Raw genomic sequence first — 14,859 nt, 5'->3', positions numbered from 1 at the left:
TCAGCCGTCCAGGGAAGGGCGCGCCGGGTGGCCGAGCGCGACGGTGAACAGGTGCCGTGCGCCCGGCACGGCGCGCGAGGCCGCTCCCCGCGCCTCCGCGGACGCGCCGCCGTACACCGAGCAGTCGAGCCCGTGGGTGCGGGCGGCGAGCCAGATCGCGTGGCCGAGCGCCCCGGCCCGCACCAGCAGGCCGCCGACCGCCTCGGGTCCGACCCGCGTGGGCGAGCCGCACACCAGGGCGAGGACGGGCGCGTCGGCGTAGGCCGAGGCGAGTTCCCCGAGCGGCAGCGGGCGGCCGAGGGGGCGTGGCCCCGTGCCCGGCTCCCAGCGGTACGCGCCCGGGGCCAGCGGCGGCGCAGCGCGCACCGCGAGCAGCAGCCACAGCCCCGGGTCGCCCTGGGCCGTGGGCGGCCACTGCGCCAGGTCGGCGTCGTGGGCGAGGCCGAGCACGGTGTGGAGCAGCACGGCGCCCACGGGGTCCGCGCCGAAGTCGCGCACCGAGCGCCGTCCGCGCAGCACGGCGTCGAGGCCCCGTACCGGCGGCGCGTGCCCGCCCGCCGCGCGGGCCGCTTCGGCCCCGGGCGGCGTCGGGGCGGCGGGCGGCAGCGGGGCGCGCCGTGAGACGAACCCGGCCAGCGCGGCGACGGGTTCTGCCGGCGGGATCAGCGGCATGGTTCACCTCGGTGGAGTCCTGCGACTGCGGTCACGTACTGCTCGGGGCCGAGGTCGAGTACCTCGGCGGGGGAGCCGTCCCAGCGGGTGGCGAAGCGCACCTGGAGACCGCGCGCGGTGGCGACCGCGGCGAGCTGCGCGGCGGCGCACCCGGCGTCCAGATGGGCCAGGCGGTGGGCGAAGTCCTGGTACTTGCGGGCGAGCCTGGCGTGGGCGGCGGTGAACACCAGCACCGCGTCGAGCCCTTCGGGCGCGAGGTCGCTCCCGGCGAGCGCGGCCTCCGGCGGTACGGGGTCGGCGCGTACGGCGATCAGGGCGTGGGCCAGGTCGTCGTAACGGAAGAGGGTGCCGGGCAGCCCCGCCACGCCGTCGCGGGTGGCGAGGTACAGCTCGACCGAGCCGAGCCTGCCGCCGGAGGGCGCCCACCGCTGCCCCTGCGGGTCGCCGGGGCCGCGGCGCAGACCGGCCACCCGGGCGAGCAGGCCCCCGAGTTCACCGGTGCCCGGGGCGCCGCTCGCGCGCACGGGCGGGGGGTCGCCGAACGCGCCGGGCAGCGCCAGCGGCTCGTCGTCGAGCGGCAGCCTGGGGTGGGCGGGGAGGTCGGGGCGCTCGCCCTGGAGTTCGGCCCAGGAGCGCCGCACGGCCCGGGCGGGCGGGCCCGCCCGCAGCACGGCGGGCATCGAGCGCTCGGTGGCCCACAGAGCGACGTCCGCGAGGTCGGGCCCTCCGTCGCCTTCGCCGCCGATGTCGGCGCAGCCGCAGCCAGGCTCCGGCACCACCAGCAGGTTCTCGGTGGCGGCGCCGTCGGCGGCGACCCGGGTCAGCGCCGTCAGCCGGCGGGCCGAGGCCCCGGAGACCCTGGCCAGCACGTCCCCGGCGACGAGCCCCGCGAGGGCCGACGCCCCGGCGCCCGTCGGCGCGTCGGCGGGCGGGAGCCCGGCGTCCGCGCGCGCCGTGGCCGCGCAGTCGGGGCAGGCGGTGTGGTCGGGCAGGAAGAGCGGGCCGAGTTCGAGGGTGCCGCCGCAGACCGCGGCCCGCATCACCGGCACCCCGATGCCCCCGCAGCGCGCGGCGGTACGGGCCAACAGGCCGGGGGCGCCGCCTTCCCCGCCGCCTCCGTTGCCCCCGCCGTCACCTTCGGCTGCGCCGCCCCGGCCGTCCGCTCCTCCGCCTGGGCCGTCCCCGCCGTCCCCTCCGCCCTCGATGACGACGGCGAGCGCGCGCGGGGCCGCGGCGAGTGCCCGTAGCCCCGCCGCGTCGAGCGGCCCCGCCACGGCGTCGCGCAGCCCGCACTCGCGCAGGTCGGCGGCGACGGCGGCGGCGACCTCGGGGGCGCCGGTGACCCGCACGGCGGCGCGGGCGAGCAGCCCGAGCAGGTCCCCGGTGGTGCGGTGGCCGCCGCTCTCCTCAAGGCCGCGCCCGTAGTGGTCGAGTACGTGGTCCGCGACGTCCGTCGGCGGTACGGCGTCCAGCAGGCCGCGCTCCCGGAGCAGGCCGAGCGCCTGGTCCACGGTGCGCGGCGGCACGCCCAGCGCCTCGGCGAGCGCGGCCGGGTCACGGGAGCCGTCGAGCAGGGCGAGGAGCCGCGGCAGCAGCCCGGTGGCGGCCCTGCCGCGGAAGACGTGCCGGGTGCCGGAGCCCTGGACGAGGAGCGCGCCGTCCACGGGCACCACCGCGAGACCGCGGCTCAGCGCGGGCGCCGCGGCGGTGGGCTCGGCGGGCGCGGTGGTGGGCTCAGCGGACACGGGCGTCCTCCTCACGGGCGGCGGGCGCGTCGGCGGGCGCGGGGGCGTGGACGGCGAGCAGGGCCCGCAGGTCACGGCGGGGTATGGGCCCGCCGCAGCGGGGGCACCCATGGCAGCCGAGCACGCGGTCGCGGCCCACGGACATCTCGCGCGGATGGAATGTCACCACGCCGCCCGCGTCCGCGGGCCCGAGCAGCACCGAGGCGGCGAGCCCGGCCGCGGCCCTGGCGTGCTGCGGCAGATACCCGGCGGGGCCGCAGCCCCGGTCCCGGTCGTAGGCGTCGAAGAGGGCGAGGGTGTCCCGCCACCGCGGGTCGTGCTGGAGCCTGCGCTCGTCGAAGCAGCGGTGGCAGGGGCCGCGTCCTGGCACCACAAGCGGGCCGATCTGCACGGATGACGGTTCGAGCACCACCGGCAGCCAGGGCACCCCGAGCCGGTGGGAGAGCGCGTCCGCCTCCTCGCACAGCGCGGGCGCGGGCCGCCACAGCGCCAGCACCACGGCGCCGGGGGAGCCCTCGAACGCCTCCTCCACCCCGGCGCCCGGCGGCAGTTCCCGGCCGCCCAGGGTCCCGGCGAGCAGCGACGCCACCCGCAGCCCGAACGGGCCCACCCCGAGCAGGGCGGTCCGCTCCGGCGCGGTCACCGGCCCCTCGGCCGGGGCGGGTTCCCCCGCGGGGTCGGGGGCTAGGGGGTGTTGCGAAAGTGGCGTCGTTCGCCCGGAGGGCGGGACTTTCGCAACACCCCCTAGGCGTACGGCGCGGGCCATGGGTTCAGCTCCTCTTCTGGCAGGACGGTGCGGCCCAGCAGCGCCGGGGCCCGGTACAGCCGCGGATGGGCGGCGAACCGGGCGCGCGGGTGCGGGCTCAGCGGCTGGAGGTCGGGTACGACGACGCGCACGGCGGTCAGGCCCGCGTCCGCCAGCTCGGCGGTGGTCAGGTCGACGGCGACCGGGCGGGCACCGGCGCGGACGAGGCGCGCGGTCAGCTCGGTGAGCGCGCGCCTTCCGGGCGGCAGTGGTGTGTGGGCGACGCGGGGCGCGGCGGCGCGGCCGGTGAGGAAGCCGAAGGCGCCCGCACGCTGCGGGGCGCCCAGGTGCCGGGCGTTCGACGTCACCGCCGTGTGCGGGGCGGCCACCTCGGGCGCGCCGAGCAGCGCGGTCAGGCCCACCGCCTCCTCAAGTGCCTTGGCCGCCGCCTCGGTCAGGGTGCGCTCCGCCGCAGCGGCGAACCAGTGCCGCAGCCGCGGGTGGTGGGGCGCGGTGAGCAGGCAGCAGACGGTGGGGACGCCGAGGTCGGTGGTGGCGTCGAGCAGCCGTACGGCGACGAAGCGCCGGGCGCAGTCGTCGCCGAGGCGCACCGTGCGCGCGTCGAGCACCGCCGCGGGCACCGGGGGCAGCGCCATCCGCTGGAGCCACAGCAGCGCGACGGCGTCCCGCTCGACGACTTCGAGCGCGCCCCGCAGCACCGCCTCCGCGGGGTCGGTGTGCACGGCGTGCCCCGTCGAGGACGGCCAGGTGAAGCGCTCCGCGCCGCCCTCGGGCTCCGGGTAGCGGAACGCCATGGCGGCGGGCAGCAGCACGTCACCGCCGCCCGCCAGGTCGTGCCCCGCGACCCAGCGCACCGGTGCTGCCGGGTCGAAGGCCGTCAGCGGGCAGTCGTCCGCGGCCAGTTCGCGCGCGGAGCAGCGCGGGTAGCGGAACGGTTCGAGGCAGTCGCCGCCCAGCTCCCGCGCGCTGGCGCGCACGGTGCGGTGTCCCGCGGGCCCGACCGCCATGGCGTACCGCTCGGCGGCCTCGGCGAGTGCGAGGAACCTGGCGCGCCCCGGGGCGTCGTGGCCCCGGCCGCCGCCGCTCAGCGCGGCCGGTGCGGCGCCCCTGGGGTGCGGTGTGCCGACGTCGGCGACGCAGCCGGTCAGCAGGCGGCCGGGCGGCAGTGGACCCGGCCCCGTCACGGCCGACGCGAGACCGTAGGGCGACAGCAGCGCGTCGAGCAACCCCTCGTCCATCGAGCCTCCACAACCTCAAGCCCCTCCCCCTCAAACGCCTTTGGATGCTTCACACGCTGTCAACGCTTCGGGCGGGGACACGGCCGGGCCCGCTCGCCGCGGGGGAAGGGCGACGAGCGGGTGATCCGGTGCCGGGGAGTCCGCCGTCCTGCTGCCGCCGGAACCGTCAGGACGACGCTCCCTGGGCCCTGTCTGGCAATTCCCGCCGGGGTCGCGACGCTCCCCCAGCCTTCGGCCGGGAGGTACCCCCAGGCACCGCACTCCCCCAGCCTTCGGCCGGGAGGTGCCCCCACGCCGCGTTGCCGGGCACGCCCACGTACCTCCAGTACGCGGACGACCTCCCCCTGGGCCCTGAGGGCCCGGGGGCGCCCCCACCGCCTTGCGATGCTCCCCCACTGCCCGAAAGGCGTGGGAGGTACCCCCAGCACCAGACGCCGCGACCTGATCCGACGCGAATCACCAGACAGGACCTAGCGGCGCGCGGTGGTGGGGCTCACGCGCACAGCGGGTTGGAGCACTGGATGTTCGACGCGGGGCCGCAGCCGCAGGGCAGCTTGAGGCCGAGGGTGCTGAACTCGTCGTACTCGTCCACGTCGAGGTCGAGACCGTTGTCTAGCTCGGTGTCTTCCGCAGCCATGACTTCCTCCTGAACAGGCGGTTTCCAATGGGACGTGGCAAGTCTGACCGCGGGTCCTGTCGCCGCCCCGTCGGCCGCCGGTCGCGGTTCTGTCGGCGTTCCGTCGGCCGTCCGCCGCCGTGCGACGGGGCGCCGACAGGACCCGCTGGCAGGCTCGTGGCCATGCCGGACGAGCCTGGGCGGGGGCGGGGATGACGACGAAGGACAAGGGCGGCGCGGCGGCCGCGCCCCCGCGGCCCGCCGGGGCGAGCGGGACGTTCCGGCCCGACTCGCTCGTGTCGCCGTACGGGCTCGTGTCGTCGGTACGGGAGCTTGCGGACGTGGCGGTGCCCGGGCTCGGGTACTGGCTGGCCCGCGGCGGCGTGGCGCGGCCGCGCTCGCTCGCCTACCACGAGGAGCTGACCGGCAGCGGCCAGTCCTGGGGCGACACCGAGCACGCCAGGCTGGTCGCCGTGGCGGAGAGCGCCGAGCGGTACGCGGGCCGCGACCTGCTGGGCGAGGAGCGCGTCTGGGCGAGCGCCGACGAACTGCGCGGCGACTGCCTCGAACCCGAGCGCTACCCGCGCTGCTCCGCCGAGGAGTACGCGCGCCCCGACTGCCGCCTGGTGCCCTTCGACCCCGGCGCCACCATCCGCTGGACCGAGACCCTCGACCTGCTGGCGGGCGAGCCGGTGTGGACCCCCTCGGTGCTGGCCTGCTACGGCGTCACCGAGTCGGTGCCCGCCGAGTACTTCGCGTGCCGTATCTCCACCGGGTTCGCCGTGCACACCGACCCCGTGGAGGCCGTCGTACGGGGCCTGCTGGAGATCGTGGAGCGGGACGCCAACGCCCTGCTGTGGCTCCAGCGGCTGCCGCTGCCCCCGGTCGCGCCCGAGGCGCTCGACGCGCCGGTGCGCTCGCTCGTCGCCTGGTGCGAGAGCCGCTTCAGGCGGGTACGGCTCTTCGACGCCACCACCGACCTGGGCATACCCGTCGTGTACTGCGTCGTCGCCGCCGACCACGACCCCAGGGCGCACCGCGTCGTCGGCGCGGGCGCGGCCCGCGACCTCGGGAGCGCGGCGCGCAAGGCGCTGCTCGAAGCGATCGGCGCCACCCGCTATGTGCACGCCTCAGGCGCCGCCCCCGCCGACCCCGCGCTGATGCGGGCCGCCGGGGACACCACGCGCTACATGGGCCTGCCCGAGCACGCCCCCGCCTTCGGCTTCCTGCTGGACGACGACACCCGCCCCCCGGCCCCGCGCAGGCCGCCGCTGCCGCGGGACCCCCGGGAGGCGCTGGCCGAACTGCTGCGCAGGCTCGCCGCGATCGGGGCACGGCCCGTCGCCGCCGACCGCACGCCGCGCGAGCTGGCGGACGCGGGGCTCACGGCGGTGAGCGTCGTCGTGCCCGACCTCCAGCCGATGAGCCTGGAGCCGCCCGTCCAGTTCACCGCCCACCCCCGCCTGTACCGCGCCCCCGCCCGCATGGGCCACCGCGTGCTGTCACGCCAGGAGCTGAACCCGTGGCCCCAGCCGCTCGGGTAGCCCCGGGCGCCCGCTCAGTCCGCGGCGCAGGCTCCGTCCGCGGCGCACGGCACGAGCAGCGCGTCGCGCTCCTCCCCCAAGCGGCCCGGCGCGCCCGCGGTGTGGCTGAGCAGGCGCTGCTGGGCGGCGCGCAGCTCGGGCCCCGGCTCGGCGCCCACCTCGTCGACGAGCCGCCGCCGCACCGACGCGTAGCACGCCAGCGCCTCCGCCGTGCGCCCGTCCCGGTACAGGGCCTCCATCAGCAGACCGGCGACCGCCTCGTCCAGCGGGCGCTCCTGGGCGAGCGACATGAGTTCCGGTACGAGATCCGTGTGGTGGCCCGCCCGCAGCCAGGTGCGCGCCGCCGCCACCAGGGCCGAGCGCCGCTCCTGCGCGAGGAGTTCGCGCGCCCCGTCGGCCCAGGCCGAGTCGACGTCGGCGAGCGGCGTCGCCGTGGTCATGCCCAGCGCGCGCTCGTAACGGCAGGCGGCGGTGGCCTGTTCCTTCGCCTCCCGGGCCGAGCGCACCAGCGTACGGAACGTGTGCAGGTCCACGCTCTCGCGCGGGGTGTCGAGCAGATAGCCCCCGCGCAGCCGCACCACGAGGCGCTGCCCCGCGCCGCCCGCGAGCCCCAGGTCCCCGCGCAGCCGCTTGGCGCAGGTGTACAGCGCGTCCATCGGATCGGCCGGCAGGCGCTGGCCCCAGATCCGCTCGATCAGCCGGCTGTCGGGGACGAGTTCCCCCGGCTGCCACGCCAGCGCCGCCAGCAGGCTGCGGACGCGGCCGGAACCCGGCCGTGTCCTTCGTTCCCCGTTCACCACGTGCACCGCGCCCAGCAGATGAATGTGCATCCCCGCTCCTCGCCCGGCCGCGGGCCTTGCGGCCAGTTCTGAGTCGTCACTCGCGCCCGCACCGGCCAGTGGCCGGAAATGCGCGTCCGACGGGCAGGCTGCCATCGCGGCGCACGGCCCCCGCACGGAAAACGCGCGGAAACCGCATGGCCCGCGCGCGGGCGGGACGGACACACCCGGGGCCCGGCCGTCAGGCGTCGCGCCCGGCCGTCCTTACGGGGGCGAGCAGCCGCGCCGTCTCCTCCTGCCGCGGCACCCCGAGCCGCACGAAGTAGCGGTGCGCACGGCCGAACGAGGCGCGGGCGCCGCTCTCGTCGCCCGCGAGCCGCCGCGCCCTGCCCAGCGGCACCAGCGCGCCCGCGTGCACGAGCCACTGCCCGGTGCGCCGCGACACCCGCAGCGCGTCGCGGGCCGCGAGGGCCGCCCGCGGTGCCGCGCCCCGCGCCAGGCACACCTCGGCCCTGGCGGTGAGCGCCCTGGCCACGGCGAGCGGATTGCCGTCGGCGGCCAGGACCAGCGCCTCGGCGACCGCCTCGGCCGCGTTCTCCGTGTGCCCGAGGCCGAGTTCGGCTGTGGTGAGCGCGACCAGCAGCTCCACCCGGCCCGCGGTGTGCCCGGTACGCTCGACGATGTCCTCGGCCTCGGCGAGCAGGCCCCTGGCGCGGGCCGGGTCGCCCAGCCCCGTATGGGCGTCGGCGAGTCCGACCAGGGTGTCCACCTGGCAGTTGAGGTTCTCCACCTGCCGTGCCGTGCGCAGCCCCTCGCCGTACGTCTCGGCCGCCTCCGCCCAGCGCCCCGCGTCGAGATGGACCCGGCCCGCCGTCTCCAGGGCGACCGCCACGCCGTACGGCACCCCCGCCGCCCTGGCGACGCCGAGCGCACGGCCGAGGCAGTCGGCGGCCTCCGCGAGCCTGCCCTGCTCCTGGCGGACCAGGCCGAGGTTGACGAGCGCGATGGTGACCATGTTGTCGTTGCACTCGCGCTCCGCCAGCGGCAGGCAGCGGGTCAGGCACTCCTCGGCCTGGCCCAGCCTGCCGAGGGTCAGCAGCGCGGACGCCAGGTTGTTGAGGCCCGCCGCCTCCCCCCTGACGTTGCCGAGCCGGTGGTCGAGCCCGATCGACGCCCGGTAGCGGCCGAGCGCCGCCCGCGGCCTGCCGAGCTGCTTCAGCGCCACGCCCTCGCCGCGGAGCGCGTCCGCCTCCCCGAGCACGAAGCCCGCGCGCCGCGCGGCGCCGAGCGCCGCGGCGAACTCACGGCGCGCGTCCTGGAGCCTGCCGAGGCGCCAGTTGGCGTTGCCGAGGGACAGCCGCACCACGGCGACGCCCTGGGAGTCGTCGGCGCCACGCGCCGCGTCCAGCGCCGTACCGGCGAGCCGCCGCCACTCGGCGAGCGGCCGGTGGTGGTGCAGATAGTCCTGGAGCACGCACACCAGCAGCCACGCCATCGGCCGCCCGTCGAGGATCCCGGGCAGCGACACCGCCGCCGTGATCTCCGGCCAGTTCGCGTCGAGCCAGGCGAGTGCGGCCCCGCGGCCCGCGAACGACTCGGGGTGCGCGCTCGCAGGACCCTGGCCGGGGGGCGGCACCAGCACGTGCCAGCGGCAGACCGCGACCGCGGCGGCGGCCGAGTACAGGTAGTACGCCTGGAGCCGCGCCACGGCGGCGGCGCGCTCGGCGGCGCCGTCCTCGGCCGCGGTGCGCTCCGCCGCGTACTCGTACAGCAGGTCGTGGCAGGAGAACCGCCCCGCGGGGCCCTCTGCCACCAGGTGCACCCTGGCCAGCTCGTCCAGCAGGTCGGCCGCGGCGGCGGTGCCGGTACCGGCGAGCGCGGCGGCGGCCCGCACCCCGACGCCGCCGCTCGGGGCGAGGGCCAGCAGCCGGAAGACACGGCGGGCCTGCGGGGCGAGCGCCCGGTACGACAGGGCGAGGGCGTGCCGCACCGCGGTCGTCTCGTCGCCGGCGACCCGCAGCCCGGACAGCGGCCCGCGGCCCGCGAGTTCGGCCAGCAGGTCGCCGACGCGGTGCGCGGGCCGGTCCGCGAGCCTGGCGGCGGCCACCGCGAGGGCGAGCGGCAGATGCCCGCACCTGGCGGCCAGCTCGGCCGCCGCCGCAGGCTCCGCCCGCACCCGGTGCTCCCCCGCGGCGCGCGCGAGCAGCCGCAGCGACTCGCGCTCGCCGAGCGTGCCCACCGTCACCCGGGCCGCGCCCTCGCGGGCGAGGAGCCCGCCGAGCCTGTCCCTGCTCGTCACCACCGCGAGACAGCCGGGGCCGCCCGGCAGCAGCGGCCTGACCTGGTCGGCGCTCGCCACGTTGTCGAACACCAGCAGCACGCTGCGCTCCGCGAGCAGCGAGCGGTACAGCGCGGCCTGCGCCGCCAGGTCGCCCGGGATGTCCTTCGGGGGCCTGCCGAGCGCTTCGAGCAGCAGGGGCAGCGCCTCCGCGGGCTCCATCCGGCCCTCGGCGTCGAAGCCGCGCATGGCCAGGAAGAGCTGCCCGTCCCGGAAGCGGGCGGCGGCGCGGTGCGCCCAGCGTGTGACGAGCGCCGTCTTGCCCGCCCCCGCCCTGCCCACCACGACCACGGGACGGTCGCGGTCGGCGGTGACCGCGTCCAGCAGGTCGAGTTCCGCCTCCCGCCCGACGAACCCGCCGGGCGCGGCGGGCAGTTGCCGCGGCACGGGGGTGTCGGGCGCCGGTGCCACGGCGGGCAGAATCACGGCCGCCCGCCCCGGGGAGGCGGGACGGCGGGCCTCCCGCGGCGCCGGCTCAGGTGCCCGCACAGGTGCCCGCTCGGGGACCCCGGCCAGCATCCGCTGGTGCAGGCCGCGCAGCCGCCTCGAAGGCTCCACGCCGAGTTCGCCGACGAGCGCGGCCCTGAACCCGCGGTAGACCTCAAGCGCCTCGCCCACCCGCCCGCTCCCGTGGAGGGCCACCATCAGCAGTTCGTGCGCGCGCTCGCGCGGCGGCCTGGCGGCGGCGAGCCCGATCAGCTCCGGCACGGCCTCCGCGGGCCTGCCGAGGGCGAGCATCGCCTCGGCGCGGCCCTCGCGCGCGGCCAGCCGGTGCTCGGCGAGCCGGGACGCCTCGGCGTCGGCGTCCGGCCAGAGCAGCCCGTCGTACGGGGTGCCGTACCACTGCGCGAGCGCCAGGTCGTAGTGGTGCAGCGCGTCCTGCGGGCGCTCCTCGGCGGCGGCGCGGCGCGCGAGTGCCACCTGCCGCAGGAAGACCGAGGCGTCCAGCTCCGCGTCGCCCACCCGCAGCAGGTAGCCGGGGCTGCGGGTGGCGATCAGGTCCTGGGCGCGCGGCCCGCAGGCCCTGCGCAGCTCGGCGACGAGGGCGCGCACCCGGGCCCCGGCCGAGACCGGCGGGCGCTCGCCCCACAGCCGGTCGGTGATCCGCTCCACCGAGACGACCCGGTTGGCCTGGAGGAGCAACGCCCCCAGCAGGGCGCGCTGTTTACCGGTGAGCGGCAGCCACCGCCCCTCCACCGACATGCCGACGGGCCCGAGCAGCCTGAACGATACGACGCCATGTGCCATAACCTCGAACACTAGGCCGTACCGTCCGAGGCTCCCTGACGCAGGGGATCGCCGGAGGACACAGGGGATCGCCGGAGCCCCGCGTAGCAGGGGCGGGACCCGCTACCGCCGCGGGTGGCGCAGCCGCAGGGTGCCGCTGCCCAGGTCGGCGAAGACGCGCAGGACCGGGCCTGAGCCGTCCGTGGGCCGGGTGCGGTCCACCACGCGGCCGGTGTGCACCCGTACCGACTCGACACGTACGGTCCAGTGGCGGGGCACCGTCACCCGGATCTGGCCCGAGCCGCACTGGATGTCGAGCACCACCTCGGAGTGGTGGCACTCGGCCTGGGTGGTGTCGATCTTGACCACTCCCGACTGGCAGCGCAGCAGCAGCCTCGCGGGGACGAGCCAGGCGCCCTCGCGCACCAGCTTGCCGCTGCCGGTCTCCAGCAGCATCGCGCCAGGCGCGGGCCTGGCCGCGGGCAGGTCGGCGAGCAGCGCCTTCAGATCGGCCAGGGTCGCGGCGACCAGCGCCCTCCCGGTGCGCTCCTCGAACTCGGCGAGGCTGAGCATGCCCGCGGCCACCGCCCGCTGCAACTCGTTCACCGCGCGCTCCCGGTCGGAGTCGGAGGCGCGCAGCGCGGGTGCGGGGGAGGCGGGGGTGTGGTCCGGCCGTCCCCCGGCGTTCATGTCCATCACGGCCGTACTCCGTCCCGAGAGGTGAAGTGGTGAAAAGTCACAGCACGGTGAGCACCGTCAGCACCATCTCACGCCCGGCCGCTCCCGCGGTACGGGCTTCAGGGTTTCCCGACGGGGGCGCTCGACGGCTCGCTGCTGCCCGGCCTCGCCCGCACCTGCGAGGTGCAGTGGTAGCGCCGCAGTTGCTCGTCGCCGGGGCCGCCGAGGATCACGGTGCCGTCCTCGTCGGCCGCCGAGGACATCGCCAGCGTGCACACCACCTGCGCGAGCGCGTACGAGCCGAGCCGCGAGGGCGAGGTGCCGAGACGCAGCGTGCCGTCGGGCTCGCCGTGCCGCGGCCCCGACACGGCCATACCGCCGCGCACGTCCGAGGTGTAGCCGGCCTGCGACTCGGACTCCGCGGGTTTCTCCGCGAGCTGGTCGATCAGGGCCTGCGCGACCTGGACGCGGTCGGTGGAGCCGTTTCCCGAGGGAATGTGGACGAGGCGGTCCACCGTCACCAACTGCGAGGCGCACACCAGGAACACCTGCACCGGCAGCCCCTGCACGGGCTGCGCCTCCACCGTCGGCCCCGACAGCGCGCAGGGCGCCTTGGAGGGCGCGGGCCCGAAGTCCGTGGGCACGGACGTGGAGCGGATGCCGCAGCCGGTGAGACCGGCCGCGCACAGCACTCCCACCGCCGCCCTGACCCACGCCCTCACCGCCGGCCACCTCCCTCTTGCCCGCCGTCCTTCGCGGCTCCGCCGCCGTCACCGCTGCCCGCGCCGCCCCCGGCCTTGGCACCGTCCCCCGTGGCCCCCGTGTCCCCGCCGTCTGCGTCGTCTGCGTCGTCTGCGGTGTCCCTGGGCAGCCGCAGCGTGAACACCGCGCCGCCCGCCGGCGAGTTGGCCGCGGTGATGGAGCCGCCGTGGATGTGCGCGTTGGCCTGCGCGATGGAGAGGCCGAGGCCGCTGCCCTCGGAGCGGGGGCGGGACGCGCTCGCCTTGTAGAAGCGGTCGAAGACATGCGGCAGGACGTTCTCCGGGATACCCGGGCCGTGGTCGCGTACCGCGATGACCACGCGCTCCACGCCGCCCGCCGCCGCGGCCTCGGTCCGCACGGACACCCGGACCGGGGAGCCGCCGTGCTTGAGGGCGTTGCCGATCAGGTTCGCCAGGATGACGTCGAGGCGGCGCGGGTCGAGCCGGGCGACGATGCCGCGCGCGGCGTCGAGTTCGACGGCGTCGAGCCAGGCGCGGGCGTCGATACAGGCGGTGATCTGGTCGGCGATGTCCACGTCGTCGAGGACGAGACGCGCGGTGCCCGCGTCGAAGCGGGTCACCTCCATCAGGTTCTCCACCAGGTCGCCGAGCCGCCTGGTCTCGCTGACGACGAGCCGCACCGCGGGCTCGATCATCGGGTCGACGCTGCCGGTCTCCGCGTCCAGCTCCTCTTCGAGCACCTCCGTCACGGCGGTGATCGCGGTCAGCGGGGTACGCAGCTCGTGCGACATGTCCGCCACGAACCTGCGGGACGCCTGCTCCCGCGCGCTCATGTCCGCGACCTGCTTCTCCAGCGACTCGGCGGCCCTGTTGAAGGTGCGGGACAGCTCGGCCAGCTCGTCGGTGCCCGACACCCGCAGCCGGGTGTCGAGCTTACCCTCGCCGAGGCGGCGCGCCGCCACCCCGAGCCTGTGCACCGGCTTGAGCACGGTGGTCGCCGCGGCCTGCGCCAGCAGCGCGGCCCCGACCAGCGCGAGCGCGGTGGCGATACCCAGCGACCAGGCCAGCGAGTTCAGGTCCTTGGCCTCGGGTTCGAGGGACTTCAGCATGTAGCCGGTCGGGCCGTCGGGCGACACCTTGGCGCCGCCCACCAGATAGGGCGTGCCGTGCTCCACCACCCGCTGCCAGTACAGGTGGTACGGCTGCTTGTTCCCGCCGCTCAGCGGCTGCCGCTTGCCGACCGCGGTGCGCAGCGAGTCCGGCACCTCGGCGAGGGTGAAGTCGAGGTCGGAGTTGCCCACGACAACGCCCTCGCCGCCCTCGCCGACCACGAGCAGCACGCTGAAGTGCTGGCTGCTGTCGGCCATCAGGCCCGCCGCGTGCTGCAACTCGTCCCGGCCGGAGTCCGAGGGCAGCACGCTCGCGTGGTTCTGCATCTCCTGCTGGAAGTCGTTGAGCGCGGCGTCCTGCGCCCGGGTCAGCACGGCCTCCCGGTTGAGCCAGTACGCGATGCCGGACGCGGCGACCGCGGCGGTCAGCGCGACGAGGCCGAAGACCACCACGAGCCGCAGCCGCAGGCTCGTACTGCGTCTGCGGCGCCGGGGCGCGGCGGCGCCCCCCTCGCCCGCCTCGCCCCCTTCGACGGCCTCGGCGCCGTCCGTGTGCTTCCCCGCGTGCTCCCCTTCGCGCCCGTGCGGGGCCGCGGCCGGGGCGTGGGCGCCGCCGCGGGAGCCGGGCAGCCGGGACGATATCGCCCTGCGTGCCGCGGCGAAGCCGCGTACCTCGTCACGCGGTGTCGTCACTGAGGCGTGTCCAGCCGGTAGCCGACGCCGCGTACCGTGCGGATCAGCGTCGGGGACGACGGCACGTCCTCGACCTTGGCGCGCAGCCGCTGCACACAGGCGTCCACGAGCCGGGAGTCGCCCAGGTAGTCGTGCTCCCACACCAGGCGCAGCAACTGCTGCCTGGACAGCGCCTGGCCAGGGCGGCGGCTCAGCTCAAGCAGCAGCCGCAGCTCGGTGGGCGTGAGCTGGAGGTCCTCGCCGTTCTTGGTGACGGTCATGGCGGCCCGGTCGATGACGAGGTTGCCGAACGTCGCCGAGTCGTTGGCCTCCCGCTCGCCGCGGCGCAGCACCGCGCGGATACGGGCGTCGAGCACCCGGCCCTGTACCGGTTTGACGACGTAGTCGTCGGCGCCCGACTCAAGGCCGACCACCACGTCGATGTCGTCGCTGCGCGCCGTCAGCAGGATGATCGGGAGCTGGTCGGTGCGCCGGATGCGGCGGCAGACCTCGAAACCGTCGATGCCCGGCAGCATCACGTCGAGCACGATCAGGTCGGGCCGCTGCTCGCGCAGCAGCTTCAGACCGTCCTCGCCGGTGGCGGCCGTGGCAACGCGGTGCCCCTGGCGCGTCAGCGACAGCTCCAGGGCCGTGCGGATGGCGTCGTCGTCCTCGATCAGCAACAGGGAAGGCACGCGGGCCATTGTGTCTCATAGGGGGGCGGGGTTTCGACTGGTGGAGCCTGTCTCACAC

At 76.9% G+C, this 14,859-nt stretch carries 12 protein-coding genes; 1 reads left to right on the top strand and 11 read right to left on the bottom strand.

Annotated elements, in window-relative coordinates; genetic code table 11:
* The 5 genes from ACIBIW_RS02845 to ACIBIW_RS02825 all read right to left on the bottom strand — a co-directional run bounded on the left by ACIBIW_RS02845 (position 1) and on the right by ACIBIW_RS02825 (position 5,058).
* The gene (locus ACIBIW_RS02845) at positions 1–672 is read right to left on the bottom strand and encodes a nitroreductase family protein (protein ID WP_399331191.1); all 672 of its coding nucleotides are present in this window, start codon (positions 670–672) and stop codon (positions 1–3) included.
* Positions 663–2,417, bottom strand: a complete 1,755-nt coding sequence (locus ACIBIW_RS02840) for a nitroreductase family protein (RefSeq protein ID WP_399331189.1) — start codon at positions 2,415–2,417, stop codon at positions 663–665. Before ACIBIW_RS02840 ends, ACIBIW_RS02845 begins: the two co-directional genes overlap by 10 nt.
* Positions 2,407–3,060: a TOMM precursor leader peptide-binding protein gene (locus ACIBIW_RS02835; protein ID WP_399331187.1), complete on the bottom strand. Its 654-nt coding sequence runs from the start codon at positions 3,058–3,060 to the stop codon at positions 2,407–2,409. Before ACIBIW_RS02835 ends, ACIBIW_RS02840 begins: the two co-directional genes overlap by 11 nt.
* A 101-nt stretch (positions 3,061–3,161) precedes the next feature.
* Positions 3,162–4,421: a YcaO-like family protein gene (locus tag ACIBIW_RS02830; protein ID WP_399331184.1), complete on the bottom strand. Its 1,260-nt coding sequence runs from the start codon at positions 4,419–4,421 to the stop codon at positions 3,162–3,164.
* Positions 4,422–4,914: 493 nt separating this feature from the next.
* A complete protein-coding gene (locus tag ACIBIW_RS02825) occupies positions 4,915–5,058 on the bottom strand; it encodes a hypothetical protein (RefSeq protein ID WP_399331182.1) in 144 nt (47 codons plus the stop codon).
* 191 nt (positions 5,059–5,249) lie between these two features.
* Between ACIBIW_RS02825 and ACIBIW_RS02820 the strand changes: the two genes are divergently transcribed.
* Positions 5,250–6,581 carry a YcaO-like family protein gene (locus ACIBIW_RS02820; RefSeq protein WP_399331180.1) on the top strand — a complete coding sequence of 444 codons (1,332 nt, stop codon included), beginning with the start codon at positions 5,250–5,252 and terminating at the stop codon, positions 6,579–6,581.
* A 14-nt stretch (positions 6,582–6,595) separates the two neighbouring features.
* Here the strand turns inward: ACIBIW_RS02820 and ACIBIW_RS02815 are convergent, their stop codons facing one another.
* The 6 genes from ACIBIW_RS02815 to afsQ1 form a co-directional block, all read right to left on the bottom strand.
* Positions 6,596–7,411: a BTAD domain-containing putative transcriptional regulator gene (locus ACIBIW_RS02815; RefSeq protein WP_399331179.1), complete on the bottom strand. Its 816-nt coding sequence runs from the start codon at positions 7,409–7,411 to the stop codon at positions 6,596–6,598.
* A gap of 190 nt (positions 7,412–7,601) precedes the next feature.
* Positions 7,602–10,946: an AfsR/SARP family transcriptional regulator gene (locus ACIBIW_RS02810; protein ID WP_399331177.1), complete on the bottom strand. Its 3,345-nt coding sequence runs from the start codon at positions 10,944–10,946 to the stop codon at positions 7,602–7,604.
* Between the two features lie 102 nt (positions 10,947–11,048).
* The gene (locus ACIBIW_RS02805) at positions 11,049–11,621 is read right to left on the bottom strand and encodes a DUF1707 domain-containing protein (RefSeq protein WP_399331891.1); all 573 of its coding nucleotides are present in this window, start codon (positions 11,619–11,621) and stop codon (positions 11,049–11,051) included.
* Between the two features lie 101 nt (positions 11,622–11,722).
* A complete protein-coding gene (locus tag ACIBIW_RS02800) occupies positions 11,723–12,325 on the bottom strand; it encodes a hypothetical protein (protein WP_399331175.1) in 603 nt (200 codons plus the stop codon).
* Positions 12,322–14,076, bottom strand: a complete 1,755-nt coding sequence (locus tag ACIBIW_RS02795; protein ID WP_399331889.1) for an ATP-binding protein — start codon at positions 14,074–14,076, stop codon at positions 12,322–12,324. Before ACIBIW_RS02795 ends, ACIBIW_RS02800 begins: the two co-directional genes overlap by 4 nt.
* 47 nt (positions 14,077–14,123) lie before the next feature.
* Positions 14,124–14,801, bottom strand: coding sequence for a two-component system response regulator AfsQ1 (afsQ1, locus tag ACIBIW_RS02790; protein WP_255955886.1), 678 nt, complete (start codon positions 14,799–14,801; stop codon positions 14,124–14,126).
* Positions 14,802–14,859 lie beyond the last annotated feature (58 nt).

Origin of the sequence: Streptomyces sp. NPDC050560 (genome assembly GCF_044457285.1) — a bacterium.
Lineage (GTDB): Bacteria > Actinomycetota > Actinomycetes > Streptomycetales > Streptomycetaceae > Streptomyces.
The sequence above is the reverse complement of the archived record's forward strand: the minus strand, read 5'-3'. Positions and strand labels throughout refer to the sequence as shown.

Bases quoted from the DNA above. Each gene is read 5' to 3' on its own strand.
- ACIBIW_RS02820 (WP_399331180.1), top strand. From the start codon at position 5,250: ATGACGACGAAGGACAAGGGCGGCGCGGCGGCCGCGCCCCCGCGGCCC.
- ACIBIW_RS02815 (WP_399331179.1), bottom strand. From the start codon at position 7,411: ATGCACATTCATCTGCTGGGCGCGGTGCACGTGGTGAACGGGGAACGA.
- ACIBIW_RS02825 (WP_399331182.1), bottom strand. From the start codon at position 5,058: ATGGCTGCGGAAGACACCGAGCTAGACAACGGTCTCGACCTCGACGTG.
- ACIBIW_RS02830 (WP_399331184.1), bottom strand. From the start codon at position 4,421: ATGGACGAGGGGTTGCTCGACGCGCTGCTGTCGCCCTACGGTCTCGCG.
- ACIBIW_RS02805 (WP_399331891.1), bottom strand. From the start codon at position 11,621: ATGGACATGAACGCCGGGGGACGGCCGGACCACACCCCCGCCTCCCCC.
- ACIBIW_RS02845 (WP_399331191.1), bottom strand. From the start codon at position 672: ATGCCGCTGATCCCGCCGGCAGAACCCGTCGCCGCGCTGGCCGGGTTC.
- ACIBIW_RS02810 (WP_399331177.1), bottom strand. From the start codon at position 10,946: ATGGCACATGGCGTCGTATCGTTCAGGCTGCTCGGGCCCGTCGGCATG.